This is a genomic window from Bacillus thermotolerans, assembly GCF_000812025.2.
GTDB lineage: Bacteria > Bacillota > Bacilli > Bacillales > Domibacillaceae > Quasibacillus > Quasibacillus thermotolerans.
The window spans coordinates 17,392-38,752 of sequence record NZ_JWJE02000038.1; the positions used below are offsets into that span (position 1 = coordinate 17,392).

The 21,361-nt window shown below is 43.5% G+C and carries 21 protein-coding genes; 4 read left to right on the forward strand and 17 right to left on the reverse strand.

Going from position 1 to position 21,361, the window contains the following annotated elements:
* Positions 1 to 667 precede the first annotated feature (667 nt).
* The 16 genes from QY97_RS13800 to QY97_RS13885 form a co-directional block, all read right to left on the reverse strand.
* On the reverse strand, positions 668 to 1,957 hold the full coding sequence (locus tag QY97_RS13800) for a MarR family transcriptional regulator (RefSeq protein ID WP_039238151.1): 1,290 nt from the start codon (positions 1,955 to 1,957) through the stop codon (positions 668 to 670).
* Between the two features lie 184 nt (positions 1,958 to 2,141).
* A complete protein-coding gene (locus QY97_RS13805) occupies positions 2,142 to 2,420 on the reverse strand; it encodes a hypothetical protein (RefSeq protein WP_157761904.1) in 279 nt (92 codons plus the stop codon).
* Between the two features lie 1,001 nt (positions 2,421 to 3,421).
* The gene (locus QY97_RS13815; RefSeq protein WP_039238156.1) at positions 3,422 to 3,910 is read right to left on the reverse strand and encodes a hypothetical protein; all 489 of its coding nucleotides are present in this window, start codon (positions 3,908 to 3,910) and stop codon (positions 3,422 to 3,424) included.
* Between the two features lie 929 nt (positions 3,911 to 4,839).
* Positions 4,840 to 6,183 (reverse strand): (Fe-S)-binding protein, encoded by a 1,344-nt coding sequence (locus QY97_RS13820; RefSeq protein ID WP_039238158.1) that lies wholly within the window; start codon positions 6,181 to 6,183, stop codon positions 4,840 to 4,842.
* Positions 6,180 to 7,592, reverse strand: a complete 1,413-nt coding sequence (gene glcD, locus QY97_RS13825) for a glycolate oxidase subunit GlcD (protein WP_039238160.1) — start codon at positions 7,590 to 7,592, stop codon at positions 6,180 to 6,182. The genes QY97_RS13820 and glcD overlap by 4 nt, the downstream gene beginning before the upstream one ends.
* A gap of 96 nt (positions 7,593 to 7,688) precedes the next feature.
* The gene (locus QY97_RS13830; protein ID WP_166701698.1) at positions 7,689 to 8,813 is read right to left on the reverse strand and encodes a CdaR family transcriptional regulator; all 1,125 of its coding nucleotides are present in this window, start codon (positions 8,811 to 8,813) and stop codon (positions 7,689 to 7,691) included.
* 525 nt (positions 8,814 to 9,338) lie between these two features.
* Positions 9,339 to 10,925: an IS66 family transposase gene (tnpC, locus tag QY97_RS13840; RefSeq protein ID WP_039238166.1), complete on the reverse strand. Its 1,587-nt coding sequence runs from the start codon at positions 10,923 to 10,925 to the stop codon at positions 9,339 to 9,341.
* Between the two features lie 40 nt (positions 10,926 to 10,965).
* Complete coding sequence (gene tnpB / locus QY97_RS13845) at positions 10,966 to 11,322, reverse strand: IS66 family insertion sequence element accessory protein TnpB (RefSeq protein ID WP_039238168.1); 357 nt, start codon at positions 11,320 to 11,322, stop codon at positions 10,966 to 10,968.
* A complete protein-coding gene (tnpA, locus tag QY97_RS13850; protein WP_039238169.1) occupies positions 11,316 to 11,630 on the reverse strand; it encodes an IS66 family insertion sequence element accessory protein TnpA in 315 nt (104 codons plus the stop codon). The genes tnpB and tnpA overlap by 7 nt, the downstream gene beginning before the upstream one ends.
* Before the next feature lie 255 nt (positions 11,631 to 11,885).
* Positions 11,886 to 12,113: a hypothetical protein gene (locus QY97_RS13860; RefSeq protein WP_039238171.1), complete on the reverse strand. Its 228-nt coding sequence runs from the start codon at positions 12,111 to 12,113 to the stop codon at positions 11,886 to 11,888.
* 225 nt (positions 12,114 to 12,338) lie between these two features.
* Positions 12,339 to 12,905, reverse strand: a complete 567-nt coding sequence (locus tag QY97_RS13865) for a site-specific integrase (protein ID WP_039238173.1) — start codon at positions 12,903 to 12,905, stop codon at positions 12,339 to 12,341.
* A 171-nt stretch (positions 12,906 to 13,076) separates the two neighbouring features.
* Entirely contained in the window at positions 13,077 to 13,754 is a 678-nt protein-coding gene (locus QY97_RS13870) for an N-acetylmuramoyl-L-alanine amidase family protein (protein ID WP_039238174.1), read from the reverse strand.
* A gap of 14 nt (positions 13,755 to 13,768) precedes the next feature.
* On the reverse strand, positions 13,769 to 13,900 hold the full coding sequence (locus tag QY97_RS20000; protein ID WP_082090285.1) for a YvrJ family protein: 132 nt from the start codon (positions 13,898 to 13,900) through the stop codon (positions 13,769 to 13,771).
* A gap of 61 nt (positions 13,901 to 13,961) precedes the next feature.
* Positions 13,962 to 14,177: a DUF2922 domain-containing protein gene (locus QY97_RS13875; RefSeq protein WP_039238175.1), complete on the reverse strand. Its 216-nt coding sequence runs from the start codon at positions 14,175 to 14,177 to the stop codon at positions 13,962 to 13,964.
* A gap of 19 nt (positions 14,178 to 14,196) precedes the next feature.
* The gene (locus QY97_RS13880) at positions 14,197 to 14,421 is read right to left on the reverse strand and encodes a DUF1659 domain-containing protein (protein WP_039238177.1); all 225 of its coding nucleotides are present in this window, start codon (positions 14,419 to 14,421) and stop codon (positions 14,197 to 14,199) included.
* 155 nt (positions 14,422 to 14,576) lie between these two features.
* The gene (locus QY97_RS13885; protein ID WP_039238179.1) at positions 14,577 to 15,110 is read right to left on the reverse strand and encodes a competence protein ComK; all 534 of its coding nucleotides are present in this window, start codon (positions 15,108 to 15,110) and stop codon (positions 14,577 to 14,579) included.
* A gap of 1,163 nt (positions 15,111 to 16,273) precedes the next feature.
* Here QY97_RS13885 and QY97_RS13890 point away from each other — a divergent pair.
* From QY97_RS13890 to QY97_RS13900, 3 genes are all read left to right on the forward strand, one after another.
* Positions 16,274 to 16,744, forward strand: a complete 471-nt coding sequence (locus tag QY97_RS13890; protein WP_039238181.1) for a hypothetical protein — start codon at positions 16,274 to 16,276, stop codon at positions 16,742 to 16,744.
* Positions 16,744 to 18,345 carry an AlwI family type II restriction endonuclease gene (locus tag QY97_RS13895; RefSeq protein ID WP_039238183.1) on the forward strand — a complete coding sequence of 534 codons (1,602 nt, stop codon included), beginning with the start codon at positions 16,744 to 16,746 and terminating at the stop codon, positions 18,343 to 18,345. Before QY97_RS13890 ends, QY97_RS13895 begins: the two co-directional genes overlap by 1 nt.
* 121 nt (positions 18,346 to 18,466) lie before the next feature.
* Positions 18,467 to 19,711 (forward strand): DNA cytosine methyltransferase, encoded by a 1,245-nt coding sequence (locus QY97_RS13900; RefSeq protein WP_083965877.1) that lies wholly within the window; start codon positions 18,467 to 18,469, stop codon positions 19,709 to 19,711.
* 21 nt (positions 19,712 to 19,732) lie between these two features.
* Here QY97_RS13900 and QY97_RS13905 read toward each other — a convergent pair whose 3' ends face one another.
* On the reverse strand, positions 19,733 to 20,158 hold the full coding sequence (locus QY97_RS13905; protein ID WP_039238185.1) for a very short patch repair endonuclease: 426 nt from the start codon (positions 20,156 to 20,158) through the stop codon (positions 19,733 to 19,735).
* A gap of 508 nt (positions 20,159 to 20,666) precedes the next feature.
* Here QY97_RS13905 and QY97_RS13910 point away from each other — a divergent pair.
* Positions 20,667 to 21,224, forward strand: coding sequence for a recombinase family protein (locus QY97_RS13910; RefSeq protein WP_039238187.1), 558 nt, complete (start codon positions 20,667 to 20,669; stop codon positions 21,222 to 21,224).
* Positions 21,225 to 21,361 lie beyond the last annotated feature (137 nt).

A 21,361-nucleotide genomic window follows, 5' to 3' on the forward strand; every position in this document is an offset into this window, starting at 1 on the left:
TCTATAGCATAAGCTTCCTTGTTCATGACTTTTCTAATCAAAGAGCTTCTTTGACGAAATTTCTTACTCTCTACTTCTTTTCTTAATCCTCTTCCCTACACCTGTTAAAATACAAGTTCTCTGAAGATCCCAGGCCATTATTAACCCACTATAATCCCTGCGCGCTACCGCTTGCACCGCTACCCGCTCCGGGGCTACGTCCCCCCATCACTAAATTACCTCATCTGATTAATAACTCATTAGCTATTCTTCCTCATAAGAGATCTCAAATTCGCTAGAGAACTATATAACTCCAATCCCTAAAAAACATCTTGAGCACTAGAAAGACTCTGTTTGAATTTTGCACTATGTAGCCAATTCAAACAGAGTCTTTTTCAAAATCTTCATATAAGTATAGATGAAGCCTAATAGAGTACCCAGTGCGCCTACACGTCAAATCCCCCGCTCCTCTCCTCCTACAACGAAGGAAACAGGCTAACGCCCATAATATAAGCGCACGCACCGTGGGACACTTTTTTTGGCTAGTTATCTCTACACTTAGGAGATCAAACAATCCAAACTCCATAAAAATAACTGACGTACCCGCAGCCTTTGTAATACTCGATTCTTCCTTTTCGAGGAGGGACAGGCTAACGCCCATAATATAAGCGCACGGACCTTGGGACACCTATAATTGTTTTCGTAACCGCTGCACGACAGACTTTGATATACCCGTAATGGAGGCTAGTTCCCTTATTGATAGATTAGGGTTTTTAGCTAGTTGTTCCTTAATTAAGGTAAGCTTATCTTCCTTTTTCGCCTTTTCCTGCTTTAGATAGTCCTCGCGAGATCGAATCCCTTGTTGGCGTCTTCTTTCTCTTTCGCTTTCTCTATGTCTTCTGCGCTTCTCATTACCGTCGATGATCGTCTTTAAGTGGTGCTGTTCTTCCTCAGTGATCTCGAGCCATTTAATGATCGTCGAGTTCTTTAAGTTATATCCCGCTCCTGGGTAGCCTTTTGCCTTGGCCTCTTCGTTCGCTTTGGCGTCACTCTTAGCCAGCCAGGCTTTCTCTGCACTTCTTGTGGCGCGTATAACTTCCTTCTCAGGGAGCGGCTCTTTGAATTCACTGTTAAACTCCAGCATCTGCGTTAACGAATCTCTCGCATCATCTGTAAGGCAGCAGCTCCAGTACCGGTAGAGGAAGCAAAACAGCTCTCTATGCCCTTTTACATCGTAATTTCGCAGCTGTACGAGCTTCACTAAATCTAGCAATCTTGAATAATGCAAATTGCGTACGTTATGTAAATGAACGAGCTTGGATTTACGCCCTCGTTTTTTCGGCTGTTTTGGGGCAAGCTCCGGCAAATACTCCGATTGGAGATCCCGCAAAGCATATTGGTACTCATGCCGGTACTGCACCATTACTTCTTGGCCGTTTTTCGAGTTAATCGAACCAGCCATGCGAAAGACCCGTGTGGCATCCGTCGATTTCGTATCCGCTCCGACATACGCCAGCTGATCGCAAAAGTAATTCTGGACCGATTGCCATAAAGGAAGCGCTTTATAAGGCACCGGCTCTAACAGCCAGATGCAGACAAGTCCACGGCCGGAGAAGATAATGATATTCGGATCCGGCAGCGATTCCTTAAAGACCTCGAGTTCCAGCTTGCCGACTACCCAATCAGGATCATAATTCAGCAAGTGACAATCAACGTCCACGTATAAGGCCCGTAATTGCCGCACATTCTCGATTCTCCGCTGGGGCTTATAAAAGGTATTCTGGCTGAAGTAAACGTCCTCTCCGAGCCAGCTAGACAGCTCAGACGCCAATTGGTCCGGCTGGTAGTGATATTGTCTCCAAGCTCCCGACTTTTCTTTTTTCGCGAGGGTGATCCAGCCATTTGCATCTTTATGATGGAACAGCACATGACCCTTTGCCCGGTCGATTGGTGTTTCTTCCAGTTTTAAATTTTCCATAAAAAAATCCTCCACAAAATGAAGGACATTCAACTCAACATATGATAAGATAAAGACAACTCAATAATGTTGAGGGATGAACAATCCTTCAGGAATTTTCTCGAAAAACCCCTGAGCGGCCAAACTCATATAGGGGTTTTTCTTCGTTTCGTTCACATGCGGCGCCTTCCGGCAGCCGCTTTATTTATTTGACTTTAAGCAGCGTATTTACTTTCTCTAGCGCTTTCAGAAGATGATCCTTGTCTTCCTCACTTACATAGACGCTGGACGACAGTTGCGTATACTGATCCTTTAAAGCCAGCAATTTCTCATGCGACAGACTTTTATAATAAATGATCTCCGCCAATTCCTCGCAGCTTTTATCTTTGCATCCGCATGTGTGCCCGAGCCAGTAGCGTGATGTCTTGCATTCTATGTATCTGCCATCTTCCACTAAAGCGCAACAAATCTCGCATTTAGGCAATGCATTCATCCCTTCCTTTCACTTCACCGCCTCAATTATAAGGCTAATGAACATGATGGTTAGAAGAAAATGCTTGTCTTTCCTGCCTGTAAACTTGCATCTATTGTATCACAACTATCAGAATTGTCCTTAAAGAAAAAGGAAAAATTGTAAGGGGTTAAAGAGATAGGGCTGGCATGAAAGGGAGAATAAATATTAAGCCTTATCCTTTAATATTTCGACGAAAAGTATGTTTTTCCTTCAATGGCCTCCTGTTTTTTAGCAGAATTTTGTGCTTTTCAGCTTAAGAACAGTCTGTTGTCTTCAGTATTCCGCCTCTTCTCCTCTTACCTTATTAAAACAAAGGAAGCCCTCTGCCTGTTTTGGGGGGCGAGGCTGGTAAAAGAGAAGGGGCTTGCCCCAAAAAGCGACGGAACAATTTTTTTGAAATGAGACATTCTTACGGAAGTATGAGCGTTTTTTGGCGGTACAATGCTGGAAGTCAAGCCGATCGGCAACATCCCGTTTTGGGTACGCTCGGCTTGGCCATAGAAAAGCTCCGCCAAAAATTTCTCAAAGCAAGCGAGGAGCCGTTGCTGTATTGTTACACGAAGACTTTCAATCCGACTCTTGCTTTGAGGAAAGCGAGCTTGTATGAGTGATTCTATGGATAGAGCGGTCAGCTTCAGAGCTCGTGCTGGAGCTTTAGCGGAAGCCGATTAGCGGAGAAGATGGCTGCGATTCTATTACACTGGACGGCTCTCTTTTTGAAACCGGACACCCATACAAAATAAAAGCACTCAGCGGTTCGATAGAACGGCTGAGTGCTTCATTCCTTCCTTGAGTGAGCTTGCAAATGCTTCTCCGAATAGAGCGGCTGGCTTCGCAGCGGGAGCTGGAACGGCAGTGGAAGCCGATTAGCGGAGAAGACGGACGCGGCTGCTGTGTGAGGCTTCTTCGAATTTGCTTGAGCAGATAATAAAAGGGATCAGCGATTCGTAGAATGGTTGACCCATCACCACTTAATGATTTTTAGATGTTAGAAATAAATATAAGTACTTCAAATTCCTTAGAGACACAAAAATAGAATGAAGTATGATGGTGCTCCATCCGACAAAACCTATCCAAAACAAATTAAAATATAAGGGATCCCAGGTCATCTTATTATCCAAAAAGGAAGTAAGTATGATCAGTATGAAACCAATAAATATTACAATCAGCTGAATTGCAATTGCCCAAGAAAAATAGGCCATAAGCATTTCAAAAAGTGTTTTATCGGGATACGCCTTACTCTTTGTTTTCCTTAAATAATCTGTGATCTCTGATTGTGTAGAAGCTAATACCGTTATACTTGCAACATTAAATCCAGCTAAAATTGAAATAGCAGATATAACAGGGTTATTAATTTTTTCAATCGCTTCAAATACTCCGCTATTGGTCTCTAAACTCCAAAACAAGGTAACCGTATCATAAAAATGGAAACAGGGGATTTGATTTTTGTAAAAAGACATGACCCCATAAGCTTAGTTATACGTTTCTTAACAAAGTAACCTTATTCCCATGTTGCTTTAGCTATCAACTCGGAACAAATAATAGAAGCTGATATCTTACAAAGGATACGAATAAAAAAGTTTAAGTTTACATCCTTCAAAATTATGAGAGTTGAACTAACAAATCAACAAAAAAAAGCTTGTAACATGTGCAAACACTTTTCTAAACAAGAAATATAACTATTCAGGTGCAATAAAGTGGCTCTTTAGAATACTTTTTGAGGGGAAAGAACACAGAACGTACCCACAAAGGTTATATTGTAGCGAGTTGGTAGATTTAATTTATTGTTGCATTGGTATAACGCTCATACCTGGTCGTTTACCAGGGGATATCCTTCCATCAGAGTTAATACAATCGCCGTTATTGAAAGAAGTAATTTGAAAAATGTATGGCTGGATTCTATTCCACCTAAAGAAGAAAGTTAATGCAAAAAGAAAATAAGAGCCAAACAGATAGGGAAACTGTACGTTTTTGTGATGTGTGCTGGCTGGGGTACCAACTTTAGGGCTTGATCCCCAAATATGGTAGAGCTTTAAAATCTCTATAAAAGAAACTTTTCTCTGTCTTATATGATCAAATTTGTTTGATGCGGCAGTTACATGGTGCATCTTATTATACTGAAATTCCCTATTATGGACAGGATCCTCTTCTATCGAAATTATTCGAGTGAAAATATTCAAAACAAACGTAAACATCAACGTCAACGTTTACGTTTACACTAAGGTGGGGGAATTCTTTTATCCCCTCTGGAACATTGAGTGTTACTCCAGTCAACCCAACTCCAAAAAGCTTTTTAGAACAATTTCTCTATGTACTTAGTAAACAAATAATGGCGGAATAATTGTTCATATAAAACATAAAGTCCTGCGACCAGCAGGACTTTTTACATTTAGACACCAACAGGCTGACGTGCGTATTCGTACGCTTCCAGTAGTAAATCGACAATATGAACCGCCCGAATTGTGTCCGATAATCCTTCTCGTTCGATGCCGAGTTTCATTTGCAATAGACACCCGGGATTAGCGGTGACAATCGTTTTTGCGTGCGTTGTTTCCACCTGTTTCATTTTATAATCAAGAATCTGCATCGACATTTCTGATTCTACAATATTATAAATTCCGGCAGAGCCGCAGCAACGGTCGGCGTCTTTCATCTCTACGTACTGAACACCATCAATCGTCTGGAGCAGCTGACGAGGCTCAAGAAAGGTTTTCTGGACATTTTTCAAATGGCAGGAATCCTGATAGGTGACAACCTGATCGGGCAATTGTAAGGGATATTCATCGAACCCAAGCTCGACCAGTACGCTTGAGATATCTTTGATTCTTGCAGCGAACTCTTTTCCTCGCTCGGCCCAATCCGGCTCATCTTGCAGGAGATGGTCATAGTCATGCAAAAACGCACCGCAGCCGCCGGCATTGGTAATGATACAGTCGGCGCCCGTGTCTTCAAAAGCAATGATATTCCGCTTGGCAAGCGCTTTGGCCTGCTGCTTTTCCCCGCTATGTCCATGAAGAGCCCCACAGCAAGCCTGACTGTCAGGGATGACAATCTCGCAGCCGGCATGCTGAAGCAATTTCATCGTGGCATCATTCGTTGCCATGAACATCGAGTCCATGAGGCAGCCGGAAAAAAAGGCTACTTTTTTCTTTTGGGGGACAAGGGAAGGCAAATGATCAGGACGATTTTTCAATTGTTTCAGCGAAGGTACTTCCGGCAGTACCTTTTCCATCGCCGCCAGGTTATCGGGAAGAATTTTCATTATCCCGGTACGGCGAGCCGCTTTTTGTAAACCACTTCGCTGGTAAAAGCCTAACAGACCTGTCATCGTCCGTATACGTCCCTGGTTCGGGAACAACCCTTTGAAGGCGATATTACGGATGGCCTTTGTGGTCGCTGACAACTCGTGATTCTGGTAGATGATGTCCCGTGCCTGTTCAAGCAGGTGGCCATAATTGACCCCCGATGGACATACCGGCTCACACGCCCGGCAGCCAAGACACATGTCAAGGGAGCGCTTTACGTCATCGTCCGGCTCAATATCCCCGTCGACGACCGCCTTCATTAAGGCAATTCTGCCGCGTGGAGAGTGGGCTTCGTCATAGCCGCTTTCAATATAGGTCGGACAGCTCGGAAGGCAAAATCCGCACCGCATGCAGTTCAGCAGTTCATCGTAATCCATCTTCTCCTGAAAATCTGTTTGGATCCGCTGTCTTTCTTGTTCGGTAATCATGCGTGAACCACCACCCGTTTTCGTTCCGATTTGGCAAAAATTTTACCTGGATTCATGATATTGTTGGGATCGAACGCCTGCTTAATTCCTTTCATCGCAGCTATTCCCTCATCTCCCAGTTTCAGATGGAGATAAGGAGATTTCATAGCTCCGACGCCATGCTCCCCGGTAATGGTCCCTCCGAGTTCAACCGCCTTATGAAAAATAGATTCAAAAGCCTGTTCAACCCGGTGAATTTCTTCTTTATTGCGCACGTCTGTTAGACAGGTAGGATGGAGGTTCCCATCCCCTGCATGACCGAATGTACAAATGTCCACCTTGTATTCTCGAGCGATATCATTGATCGCCCGCACCATTTCCGCTATTTTTGACCGCGGAACAGTAGCATCTTCTAGTATCGTTGTCGGCTTCAACCTTGCCAATGCTGAAAGCGCCGTTCTTCTTGCGGTACGAAGCGCATCGGCTTCCAATTCAGACTTCGCCACATCGACGCGGATAGCCTGGTTGTCCCGGCACAAGGCGGCAATCTTTTCGATATCACGGTCGACGACCTCTTGAGGACCGTCCTGTTCAATCAGCAGTACGGCTTCAATATCTGTCGGGAGGCCGATTTGCGCATATTCTTCCACTACCTTCAATGTGGGCTGGTCGAGGAATTCCAACGTCGTCGGTATGATCCGGTGGGCGATGATGCTCGAAACCGCCTCAGCCGCTGCTTCAATATCTTCATATAAAGCCAGGATCGTCTTTTTTGATTCCGGCATCGGAACCAATTTCAACGTCGCTTCTGTGATCACCCCAAGTGTACCTTCCGACCCGACAAACAGGCGTGTCAAATCGTATCCAGCGACATCCTTGGCGAGCTTCCCTCCGGTGCGGATGATATCTCCGTTCGGCAGTACCACTTCGAGTCCCATTACATAATCCCGCGTCACTCCGTACTTCAAACCACGGAGCCCGCCGGAATTTTCATTCAAGTTGCCGCCTATCGTCGATATTTTCATCGAAGACGGGTCAGGCGGGTAAAATAACCCCTTTGCTTCCACTGCATTGATCAAATCCAGCGTGATCAAGCCAGGCTGGACCGTTACCGTCAAGTTCTCTTCATCAATCTCGATGATATCCTGCATGTGCTTGAATAAGAGTACGATACCTCCTTCAACAGGAGTCGTTCCTGCCGAAAGGTTTGTTCCGGAACCCCGTGGAACGACCGGGATATGATGCTCATTGCACAATTTCAAAACTTCCGCTACTTCATCAGTATTCCGTGGTGCTACCACTGCATCCGGTATCGACTGGAATTGTGGTGTAGCATCGTAGGAATATACAAGCAGGCTGGCTTTATTGTCCTGGACGTTTGCCTCACCGACAACTTCAATCAGCTGCTGTTTCAATTCTTCTGCTAACATAAGAAAACTCCTTCAATAGAATGTTACTTCTATTATAAAAAAATAAGGGAGGATAAACTATGTAGTAACATACAAAAATTAAACCCTTTCATGTTTTTATTTTGTATGATCATCTAAGAAGTAAAGAGCTAAATAAAGCGTCATTAAATCCCGGAAAGCTCTCGGATCGAGCGAGGTGAGGGATTCTATCCGCTTAAAACGGTAATGAATGGTGTTAATATGCACATGCATAGCTTCCGCTGTATGTTTCAATTTTAAATCGTTCTTGAAATACACATGTAACGTTTCAATCAAGTCTTTCTCACCTTTCATTGAGAATATGGTTCTATTGATGAAGTCCTGACGCGTCCCAGAAGAAACTTCCTGAAGACACATTTCAAGCCCCAGCTCTTCATCAAAAAAGATGCCACCATTTTTCTCAGCAACAATTAAGGCACGTTCCGCTTGATCATAGGAATCCTTAACGTTCTGTGGTTCGACGGCTTGTCCACTCCCTGCATTCATGGTAGCCCCGAATCGTTCTTCCAACTCATGTTTCCATTTGAAAAATGTTTTTTTACGTTGTTTTTTCCAATCACTGGCTGCACTCATAGAAGCAGTCTCCAACAACACCAGGAGATCACTTCCTAATCGGACAACGATATCCTCCTTATTGGTCACCAAACGAGTATGCAGAAAGTTCAATACGGTCTGTTCCTTGTCACTTGGCATGCCATACAAACGGAATATGGTACATCGCCGTGGATACGTAAGGTTGACACCGAGCATGTCGGCGCGTTCATAGAAGTATTCCGAATCATTCCGGTTGTGCAGCCAATCGAAAACTAAACCTTCCTTTGCCCTCGTTTGCCATTCCATCTGTTCCTTATAATAATTTTCATGAATCAATAATTCCGTCATTTTTTTCAAAAGTGAGCCAAATGGGGTGACTTGTTCCGGATTGCCTGTCATTCCGATCACACCTACCACGGACTGCTTAAACAAAATTGGCAGGTTGATCCCGGCTCGTACACCTTGAAGGAGTTCCTGGTCTTTCTCAGTCAAAATGACGTTTCGTTTTTCATGTGCGGCAATCATAGCCCCTTCATGAAAGTTTCCGACTCTGTCAGGATCAGTACTGGCAATGATAATGCCCTCGGTATTAACAATGATAAAGTCTTCATCCATCAATTTCCGTACTTCCTGTAAAATTCGTTTCGCTAGTTTATCTGATAAATACATCATTGGCATCTCCTCTCTATATATAAGTAAAAACGTAAACGTTGATGTTTACGTTTGTAATTATTAATTACTATCTGGAAATAATAATAATAACTCAACGAACTTACTGCCCTCATATAAACCTGCAGAATAGTCGATGTTCACTATCTGAAATTCCCCATTTACTTTCAGTGGTTTGTTAACGTCCGCATCCCCTTGGTGAAGATTTAGAAGCATGTTAGCAATGGTGGGAGTACCGTTATGAAAATGTTGCTTAAACAGATATAAGGTAGAATACAGATTATCCGCCAATACACTTCCAGGTGGGGCCATTCTTTTTCTTCCCTCTGGAACATTGATTGTTCCTCCTGTATGGTTATAGAAGTCCAGCCAACTAAAAAAATCTTTTTCAAACCATTTCTCTATGTACTTTTTAAACAAATGATGGCGGAATAATTGTTCATCTCTTAAATGGAATTCACTATTCTTTAATTGTAAGCGTCAAAAAGGGCCCACCTGGACAACGGTTGGGCCTTTGTGCTGTCATTATTTTGTTTTCTTAGGAATCCGGCATTCCCCTGGAATGCTCTTCGACCAAGGGAGGAGGCTGTCTATCGCTTGTTCATCGGTTCTATCGATCAAAGGGAGTTGCTCCAGAACGTACGTCAAATAAGCAAATGGATTAAGATGATTCTCCTTTGCCGTTTCAACAATACTATAGATCACCGCGCTGGCTTTCGCCCCTTTCATCGATTGGGAGAACAGCCAGTTTTTTCGTCCGATGACAAATGGTTTGATAGAGCGCTCGCTGCGGTTATTATCGATCTCCAGACGGCCGTCTTCTAAGAAAGTGGTCAGCCGCGGCCATTGATTCCGGCAATAGGCGATTGCTTTTCCTAGAGCACTTTTTGGTGTGACCCGCTGGCTTTGCATTCGAAGCCAGCTTGAAAAAGCATCCAGCACTGGCTGGCTGCGCTCTTGGCGGATGAGCTTACGCTCATCGGGCGTCACTTCCTTGGTGTCACGTTCAATGGCAAATAATTGATTGCAGAACCGCAGGCCTTCTTCAGCCGCCGTCGGCGTCTCTTTGCCTTTTGCTTCTGCAGGCAGAGCCGTGATCGCTTCATCGAATTTGCGGCGCGCATGAGCCCAGCACCCGGCAAGCTTTACATGGGCCAGGTCATTATAGCCTTGATAGCCATCGACATGGAGATATCCTCGGAAGCCCGAAAGGAAAGCCTTCGGATGTTTGCCTGCACGAGTCTGGCGATAATCAAACAGAATGTTCGGGGCAGCGTCTGATCCTGTCCGATATAGCCACATATAGGATTTCGAACTGGCTGGACGCCCTGGTTCGGAAAGAACCTGCAGGCTCGTCTCATCGGCATGCAGGATATCATTCTTCAAAAGATGGGCGTGCATTCGGTCATAGAGATGCACGAGCCAATGGTTTGCCCCATATAACATCCAATTTGCCAGTGTCTGGCGTGGCAGGCGGACACCCAAACGCTCCAATTGCTTTTCTTGGCGGTAAAGAGGCTGGCTGTCTACATATTTTTGGCTCATGATATACGCCATGGCGGAAGGAGAGGCCAGGCTGCCTGGATACATAGGCGCAGGCATAGCTGCGGTCACGACAGGCGTTTCCGTTCCTGCGCGCTCACATTGGCGGCAACTATAAACATGGCGCACATGCTCTACTACTTTTACCTGGGCAGGGATGATTTTCAATTCACGGCGCACTTCCGTGCTCATTTCATGAACAGCTCCGCCACAGCACAAACAGACCTGCTCATCGGCAGCTAAACGATAGTGGATCGTTTCTGTCGGCAGGTTTTCCAGTTTCTCTTTCCGTTGGCCCTCGCGGTTCTTAGTCCGCAGAACCACTCGTTCCACATCCGGCTCCTCGATTTTCTCATCTGCCGTTGCCTCGGCTTCGTTGAAAAGAGAAAGGGCGAGCTGGTCGGGACTGGTTTTTTCGCTCGAAGAGCCAAACTTCTTCTGCTGGCTCAGGCGGAATTGTTCCTCCAGCCAGTTCAGTTTGGCTTGGAGCGCTTCATTCTGTTTTTGAAGCTCCGCGTTTTTCGCCTCTAATTCTTCAATTGTCTGAGAGGGAAGGGTCAATTTTTTCATAATAAAAAGGATTCGGCTTTTTTCGCCAAAATCCTCTTTTTCACACGATTATTTTCGCAGAAACTCTGCCATGTGCCTGCGTTTGTTCAAGGGTGAGGCCGTCCAGCAGCCAGTTCAGCTGGCGGTGGCTGATCGCCATTGGCTGGGCGGAGGAAGGATCGGGCCATTGAAAGATTCCTTTCTCCAGCCTGCGGTAATAAAGCCAAAACCCGTTGTACTCCCAGTGCAGAATCTTCAGCTTATCCTTTTTCCGATTGCAGAAAACAAACAGACATGGAGAAAAGGGATCGAGCTGGAATCCTTCCTGTACGATCGTAGCGAGTCCATCAATCGATTTGCGCAAATCGGTGCTTCCACGGGCGAGATATACACAGTCTACTTTGGCCGCATTTAGCATCGGCTTTCTAGTACCCGGATTACATCGAGCAGAAGCTTTTCATTGAGAGGTTCCTTAATTTCAATTTCGCATACGCCGACTTTTATGGTAAGGGAAGCTTTATCCTCGGGTCCATCGGTGACATCAAACCTCATCCACTCCGAAGGAGAAGCCGGTGCAGAGGCAGCCGAGTTCTGCCTTCTTAGCCAGTAATAGAGCCGATGAGTGGAAACACCATTCTCCGCGCACCACTGCCTGGCGGTCAGCCCGCTTTCCCTGTATGCCTGAATCCGTTCTTTCCACAAGCTCCTCAATTCTTCTTTCTTCATTATAATCCTCCCTATGTTTTTCTTAGGAAGGATTATGCCATAGGATCATATAGATAAGAAGGTGTGCTGTGTTTACCGCTTACCGCTATTGGTCTCTAAACTCCAAAACAAGCAAAATAGTGCAATGCTTATTATAAAGGGCAGTAAGATGTCACATAAAACCTCATATTTAGATGAATATTTATAATACCTAATAAAGCTTTGGATCGGGAATTTATTAACTTTGTAAAAAGTCTTAATGAACTTTATCATCTTTTATCCCCTTAATGATTCTCTAGACTTTCCTACTGCTTGTATCTTTTTATATACATCTTCCTTATCTAGCATATTGTTCTCGTCCGTCTTCAAAATAATTGGGTACTTCTCTGAATATTTATTTACATAAACATTTTTTTCTGCTCCAGCCTGTTCACCCACCACTTTAATGCTAGTTATTCCTTGCTTTCCTTTATACTTTTTTATAAAAGGAATAACTCTTGACAAGCTCATGCCTTCTTTGACTCTCTTTGCAGAGTAACTTAATTGAACATGCGTGGCTTCCATATCTTCCGCAATTATGGTAAAATAAAATTGTAGAGAGAAGTTTATTCTTCCCTCTCCGGTAACCATGTAATAGTACTATGCGGTCTGGTGAACCGTGTAGTTTTCATAGTCTGCCTGGCTAAGCTGGGCAGCTTTTTTGCGTTAAGCAATATTAGTTAAGCAATATTATAAGTCCAATTTCATCATCGCCTGATCCATCTGTTCCTGTGTAATACCAATATAACGCAGCGTCTCCGCCTGGCTGGAGTGGTTTAAGAGTTTCTGAATCATGGCCAGGTCGATGCCTTGCTTATAAGCAAAGTAACCGAATGTTTTTCGTAAGGAGTGCGTGCCGATCCGCTCGGTAATGCCAGCATAACGGGCAGCTTGATTCAATATGTAATACGCATGTTGTCGGCTAATCGGTCCTCCTTTTTGACTGAGGAATAGAGGTTCATTATTATTGGCATTCGCCCGCTCCTCTTCCAGATACCGCTTAATCAGCCGGCATGTTTTGGGACTGAAGACGATCATACGCCCTTTACCGGTCTTCTTTTCGCGCAATTCCAGCCGCTCCACCACTCTTTTGTCCTTCAAGACGTCTTTGATCCGCAACGCCAGAATGTCGCTGATCCGCAGTCCTGTATTGATGCCCAGCGTAAATAGGAGTTCGTCCCTTAACGATGAGCCACGCAAGATCCTCTTCATCGCCTCGATCTTTTCCCGATCGCGTATGGGTTGCACCGTGTTCAACAGCCGCACCTCCCTCCGAATAGATCAGATTTTCCTAATGATTCACCTTTCACAAAAATAGCTTTAAACCCCTTATGTATCAACGCTTTACCGCTCTAGTTAAAATCTGACATAACTGGCTTCTGTCAAATTATTTACATGTAAAAAAATCTCCGCCGGATCGGCAGAGGATTAAGTTTCTTTCACATAAATAGTCCAGCCGTATGTCTCTCGCAGCATTTTCGCACTCTCTTCAGCCTGGGCTTTGTTTTTAAAACGTCCTGTAGCCAGGTAATACTCCTTGCCAGTCTCTTCGTCAGTTTTCTTTGTTAGCCTAGCCGCCTTGGCTAGTCCGATCGCATAGGCGTGTGCGACTTTTTCGATAAAGCCCTCCGACTTCAGCAGATTAGCCTCATCCGGATTCGAAATAAAGAGCGTTTCTGTTAAAATAGCCGGCATGCTTGTCTCACGTACGACAGCCAGGTTCTTCTCTTTTATGCCTCGGTCAGTGATTCCGTGACCTTTCATTACCTTCATGACTTCTTCATGCACGCATTGCTGCAGGGAAGCGGTTTTTCCTTTTGTCCCCGGGAAGCGGAAGGTTTCAAAGCCTTTTGATTGAGCGTTGAAGCTGTTTATATGGAACGAACAAAAGAAGTCAGCCTTCGCCCGGTTGGCCATAGCTGCACGCTCGGAAAGCCCGAGATACACGTCTTTATTTCTTGTATACATTACCTCGCAATTGTAATGCTTGCGAAGATAGGCTCCTGTCTTGAGCGCCAATTGAAGCGTAATATCCTTTTCCTGCAGCCCGTTGGCCACAGCTCCTGGATCCTTTCCGCCATGTCCGGCATCGAGTACAAACAACATAAATGTTCCTCCTTTCATTTTAAGGATACTGCCAAGTCCTTAATGGATTGCGAAAGCTGATCAATTTTTGTCTCGATCCGGTAGAGGAGATAAAAAGTGACCAATATCGGAAAACCGACGTCGCTGATCATGTTTAGCCAATCCATTGTCTTCACTCCTTTCATTATAAAAACGGAAGGCTCTTTCACAAAGCCTTCCGTCTAATCATTAAAACTCCACGTCCTGAGTTGTGCGGTTCACATAGCGAGCCCTTGATGGACTAGCAATTGCACCCGAAGGCGTAACGAAAATATCTGCGGCGATCATGTCTTCCATAACCGATTTAATTTCATCCGCCGTCAGATCCGGCTTCGGATTACGCACCGTCATCTTCTCTTCTTCACCGAGCTGACTGATGAAGTAAAGCTCCAGCACTGTATTCATGCCTTATTCCTCCTTTCGATTAAGAATTAATTAAATCGTGGTTTGTCGCTAATTGGATATTCATTGCCGGGTCTTCATACAAACGCTCCAGCGCCTTGCCTGCGCTGTATACATTTTCAATCGCCGGTTCTTCGCGAAGGTTGGAGAATGTATACTTCTTGCTGATGGTCTTGCCTTGATCGGCATCCCATCTGCCGATATTTAGAATCAAGGAAAACGTATTTGGTAGTTTAGTCACTGCCATGTTCATCCCTCCTTTCTTGCTTGCAACTATATCAGCGGAAATCGCAGCTAACAAAAGGGCTTCTAGAGGGAAAACAGGCCGTTTTTAACCTATCCGTTTCTATTTTTTCACTAATAGATATAAGTCAGTGAATGACAAACTAAGGGGACATATTTTTATGAATACGCCAGCCCATGCAACGACACGCTGCTCACTGGCCATTGCTGTCGGTGAGGCTCATGAATTTCGCTGTAATACATCTCAATGCATTTAGAGTTCTTCAGCTGATCGAAGCAGAATTTCTTCGTATGATGGACGAGGATTTCATGATGATCGAGTGAGATTACTGTCTTGCCGGAGGAATATCTTTGAATATTCGTGATCTCTTTGGCCACAATCCAACCGTTTCTTGTCTGCCGGCCGATCGGCTCCCTGGTAACAAACGGAATAAGCGTATATCCATACGACAACGCCACTGGGACAAGCTGTTTCTTGCTGACTAGCTTGCCGTACCGCTCCCGATTCGCAGATACACTTGTGCCGAAAAACGTAAGGAGCTGCTTAAGGAAGGTGTCGCAGCGCACCGGAAGGATCTCTGTTGTTCCGTCCTTATAAAACACTTTAATCCCGTCCCTGCCGCTCTCCTTCATATTCACCGGCACAAACGCCTGGCCCGCCGCAACAAACTGCTTAATATTCATCGAATCCATCATAACCTCTCCTTTTCATTTTACTTTCACGTTAAAAACAACTGATATGTACAGAAAAATAGCCTATTCCATCGAAATAGGCTACTTTCCTTTCAGACTATAAACTGTTATGGGTGGAGAATCTTCTTACAAAAAACTCACAAATACTTGATATAAGGGAAAATAAGAGCGGAAAATACAGGATTGGCTATGGACTAAAGAACGAGGGGTGAAGGAAGGTATTTGGGTCTCATGTTTAGCCCGTTGTCCAATCATGAGTACAGCATACATTTAGGCGTTTGAAAGAGCAAAAGGGGAAAAAGGGACTATCCTTACTCTAAAAAGAAATTTATACAATCAAACTCACTGTTAAATAAGACTGAACAATGGTAGTTAATTTTTAGCCTTAAAAGGTCTAACTAAGCAAGTCATACTTAATACAGAAGAGCCTCAATTTCTCTCTATCAAAAACGCTTAAACACTACGTATTACCACACAAAAAAGACATAAGCAGATCCCTCTCCCTCATATACTTTATAGAAAAGAGAGGGGGAATGCTTATGATGGAGATACTTGAGTTCTTTCTCGCTGGGACGGCCATCCTTGCATTGAAAGAACTAGCAAAGCTCCTTAACTAAATCACCTTTTATTATTATCATGCTGAAAGCAGGGAGGATTTATCCCCTGCTTTTTTTCTTTTTCTTAATATTATCTTATTTATTTTATGACGTCATTATGCGCCTTTAGGCGTCTATTATTGCGTAATCTAGCGGAAGTTAACAGACAGGCGGGAATATACCCGGGAACGTTCCTGCGAACCTACATAAGATTATATCCATATTTTTATAGTCATCCATTTCCTTCTCATACCGATCATTTCATTCGAAACTATAGACGATCTGGATGATAGAGAATTGGGGAGAGGCCGCCCGTTCTATTGGATCTTTGGCAGCCTTTATTCTATCTGAAAGCCAACTTCAGATAAAAACTTCTAAGTACAACCAGCTATACCTTCCATTCCAGACTTTCACTGATGGTTCAGCTTCCTAATCTAAGACCATTTCTCTTCGAAAAAAGCACTGGCAAACCAACACCCCAGAGATATCACCTAAACAGGTGATATCTCTGGGGTGTTTTAGAGTTATTATTAGTGTGGAAAATAAATCCACAAAGGAGCTGTTTTATTGAGAAAGCAACAATTAAGAAAACTCTTACAGAAAGCTCTTCTCTTTCGACTAATGACAAACATTGATAATCTAGTAGAAAACGCTAAAATCTCTCATTCAACGCTCAGTTTTAGTGCCGGCCAGCAGCACAGCTGGTTTAATGACGCCTTCAACAATAACGAGGATATTTCTATTTCTTCACTAACGAAGATCCTCTCAGCAGTCAATGACAAAGTTGATCTTGCTGACTACAAACTCATAGATCTATTTGATAAAAACATATTAATAATAGCATCTCGAATAACAGCTATCAAAGATGAAAAAGATGAACAGATTCCTTCTTTTATTCTAACTGAAAGAGAGCTGTTCACCGACCTACTCGGAGATTGGGGCCTGCTAAAAGCGAAGAAGAAACTATCAGAGGAAGAACAGCAAACTGCAGAAGAAGTCCGCTCTATTCTTATAGACAGAATAAAGGAGGAGCAATAATGGCTGACAGAAAAGTATGGTTTATCACTAGGCCTGAACGCGATCCGAAGTTTCACATTGATGCCTTGCAGGCGCTTCAAAAAGCCACAAATAACTTTCAGGATATTTGGGCCAGGAATCGGGAAGCTCATAAATGTTACGAAGAGGTACTTGCCACTGAAGGGTTGAAGCGTGACAACATCAGTGCAGATGGATCAGGGGGACGAACATGGGCTGCCATGCTTCGAACATTTGGATATATCTATATAACTCCATCTGGCACCCTATCTTTAACCAAAGTTGGCGAAGCTTTATTGCAAAAAAAGAAAGTACGCGAAAATATTTCAAAACAAATACTCACTCTACAGATCCCGAACGCCTACTTCTTAGAGAGCGGCTTTCGCCCCAAATTCGAAGAAGACTTTCAAATACGGCCAGCCAGATTCCTAATACGACTAGCAAACCAGAAAGAACTGGATTATTTCGTGACAAAAGAGGAAATTACTTTCTTCGCCCTTACAGCGAAGAAAGACAATGAGTTACGGACTGTGACAGAAAAAATCCAGAAATTCCGAAAGGCTTCAGAGAAAGAAAAAGAAGACATGAGAGAATTAGTTGCAAGCACCTACGATCATCGGGAACGTTCAGACAAAGGAGCTCGCGACTTTGCATCCGCTCATGGCGATGTTGCACACACCTTTATGATGCTCTGTGATTATACCGGCCTTGCGGATTATATCCGCGGTGATGCTTTGAGAGTGCCAGCTGACAAACATAAAACCACTACTAAACAGTTGGAAGAATTAGAAGCAAGATACCCATTTAATAAGCGCTACCTAATTTCCTTAGAGCGTTTCTCTCAAAACGCTGGCCTTGATGTTGACAGTTACAAAGCCAGTGCTTTCGGTACAATAGGGCCAGCAACAAACCAAAATAAAAGCATCAAAAAGGTTCATCAGCTTTTAGCTCCATATCCGCTTCCTCAAGATCTTTCAGAGGAAGAAATAATGAATGTTCTTAAACAAGAGTTTTCAAGCAATGAAGCGAAAAAGTATACTGCAATGCTGAAAGAGTATCGGTTTGCTTCCCTGAATGAAGATTTCGTAGAAGCGTATATACTTGAAGAGGACGATTTAATATTTGAAGATAAGACAGCTGAAATTCTAAAAGCAATTGGTTTTGAAGTCGATCTGCGCCCTAAACCAGTCGTAAAAAACGTGCAAACAGAAATCGAAATACTAATACATGTAGATGATAATACTATTTGTATCATTGATGCGAAAAATTATAAAAAGAAATTTCCTTTATCAGCACACCTCGCCTCACACATGGCATCTGAGTATATCCCAAATTACAATGGATACGCCGGAAAATCCGTTGGCTATTTTGGATACGTGACGGCCAGCGACTGGAGCGGAGAGCGAAATTTGGCCAAAATCACTGAAAAAGTTAAAGCTGCCGATCCATCTCTTAATGTGCAAGGTGCAATGTTCTCAGCTAAGACATTGCTTGGTTTTCTAGATTATTGCTTAGATAACGGTTTAAATAAAGCGAAAAGAAAAGAGTTGTTTATATCCTGCTTCATTAATAAAGGATATAAGCACGTTTCGGAAATGATTTAAGTGAGAAAAGCAGTCCATAGGGGCTGCTTTTTTTTCATTTAAAGTGTAAAATGAAAAGCATACTAGTATGCAAGAACATATTTTCGTATAAATTATTCCCATGCGAGGAGAGATAACCAATATGATTTTTAAAAAAGGAGAGCTTTTCAACGGTCCCGGAGGATTGGCTATAGGTGCAATAGAAGCTGGCTTTGTTCATCCGGAAACTGGCGAAGAATGGCGTATTGAGCATAAATGGTCTAACGACTATGACCCTAATGCGTGTGATACATACCGTCTCAATATATGCGACGATCCTGAAGATGAATCGGTACATTGCGGTCCAGTGCAGGATCTGCCTATAGGAGACCGGTCTGTTCTAGGTGACATCGATTGTTTTGCATTTGGTTTTCCTTGCAATGATTATAGCCAAGTTGGCGAAAAGCATGGTCTCGATGGCAAATTTGGCCCTTTATATTCCTATGGTGTGAAAGTGCTGAAATCTTACCAGCCGAAGTTTTTTGTGGCCGAGAATGTCGGCGGTCTTCAAAGTGCTAATGAAGGACAAGCTTTTATTAAAATATTAACAGAGCTTGAGGAATGCGGTTATCAGCTGACTCCTCATTTGTATAAATTTGAACAATACGGAGTCCCACAGGCACGTCATAGAATTATTATTGTGGGGATTCGCAACGACCTTGCTGAAGAAGGCGTAGAATTTAAGGTGCCGGCACCAACGACTCCTTCATCAGCAGATTATAAAACTTCACGTGAGGCGATCATTAATCCGCCAATTCCGGAGAACGCGCCGAACCATGAAATGCCGAAACATACAAAGAGAGTAAAAGAAATGCTTAGCTATATTCCTCCAGGAGAGAATGCCTGGTACGTAGGTATTCCGGAAGAATTACGTCTAAAGGTAAAAGGAGCACGCCTTAGCTCTATATATAAGCGCCTTGATCCCGACAGACCAGCATATACAGTTACAGGGAGCGGCGGCGGCGGGACTCATATGTACCATTGGGAAGAGTTGCGCGCCCTAACCAATCGTGAGCGTGCAAGACTGCAGACATTCCCTGATGACTTTGAGTTTTGCGGCAGCAAAGAGGCTGTCCGAAAACAGATTGGCATGGCTGTGCCTCCCGCTGGGGCGAAGATTGTCTTTGAAGCCATTTTGAAGTCATTTGCCGGCATTGAATATCAGTGGATCCTCCCTACAAAGAAATTGCAGCTGGACACACTGCGCGGCAAACGCAAAGTAAATATAGAAGAAATTGAAGAGTCAGCTAAACAGGAGACATTAGAACCTGTGAAAGCAGAAGTTTATGAAGAAAAGGAAGAAACTACAGAAGTAGTTAGAGAAGAGCAATTAAGCTTTAAAATCTAGTGTAAATAATGAGGAGACGCCTTATCCGAGCGTCTCCTCTTTTGATTGCTGAATAAACCTAGCCAAACTATCTATCGCCTTGTCGAAATCCTCTTTAAGTTCATGCTCCCACATTCTTTTGAAATGCCAGTTATTGTCCAGGTAGTATTTCCTGACCTCGGCATCCCGCTCCTTATTGCGGGCAAGCTTCTTATCCCAGTATTCCTGATTGCTTTTTGGTCGGTTACCGTGAATCTCGCAGCCGTGCCAAAAGCAAGAATCGATAAAAATAACTATTTTATATTTCTTGATTGAAATATCAGGCTTACCGAACAGGGACTTATCGTTTTTCCTAAAGCGGAAGCCTCGTTTCCAAAGCTCGCGGGATACCCTGTTTTCCAGCTTCGACTGGGAGCGGATCGCCTGCATATTCTTTCTTCTTTGCTCTTTCGTCATCATATCCGCCAAAGCAATCCCTCACTTTCTTTGCTTTATTATTCCCGATAGTGAGGGGAAGAACACTTTCGGTTGACGGAAGCATTCTGATAAAATGCTCCGTAAAACACTTTAGCTTCATAATAGAACGTCGTCTTTTTCCCCCAGCTTCCTCCACCGCTCTTCCCGTGCCGTCCGAGAGATAACCTGCAGGAAATGAAGAACCCATGCTATCCTTATACCAGGTCGTATTGAGGAGCTACATATATCCAGCATGACAATATCGGCTCCGATACTCTTCGTAATGTCGTTCTATTCTTCTAGTATTATTTCCTTGTTACAACAAAAGTGCTACAAAGAATGATATCCAGAAATCCCCTCTATCAAAAACCATGGTTTTTGAGTGAGATGAAAATCATGGTGAAAATCTCTTAGAATTTGAGGTTTTTCATATCAAAACTTATATCAAAATCTATGTTTCTAAAAGGGGTATTTTTGATATAATAGAAGTGAAGGAATTGCTAAAAAAGGGGACATTTTTATGATAATTGGGTATGCAAGGGTCAGTACGATTGATCAGTCATTGGATTTACAATTAGATGCGCTAAATGAATTTGGTTGCGATGAAATTTTTAAAGAAAAAGTATCCGGTGCAAAAGATGACCGCGAGGAATTAAAACAGGCGTTGAGGATGCTACGTGCCGGAGATAAGTTTGTTGTCTACAAATTGGATCGTCTGGCCAGATCCACAAAACGCCTAATCGAAATTGCAGATGAACTTCGCGAAAAACAGGTCGAGTTTGTCAGTATCCAGGATAAAATCGACACCGGTACGGCTGCAGGCAAAGCGATGTTCGGAATGTTATCTGTTTTAGCGGAATTTGAACGGGATATTATTCGTGAACGAACCATGGCTGGCCTGAAAGCAGCCAGAGCTAGAGGTCGTAAAGGCGGAAGACCTAAAGTCAATCAACAAAAATTAAACCAAGCTATTGCCTTGTATCATTCCCAGAGGATGTCTGTAAAAGAAATTCAAGAGGCTACCGGTATTTCGGCCCCAACATTGTATAGAGCATTAAAAAAAGAGCAAACCCAGTGAAAGGTTTGCTCCTAGTTAACTACTTGCAATCAGTTTAACTTTTTAAACATGGACCTGAGTCAATATTTTGGACAGAAAAAAGTTAACTCGTTAAGCTGACATGCGTATTAGGTCTTCCACTTCTTGAGGTGTTCGAT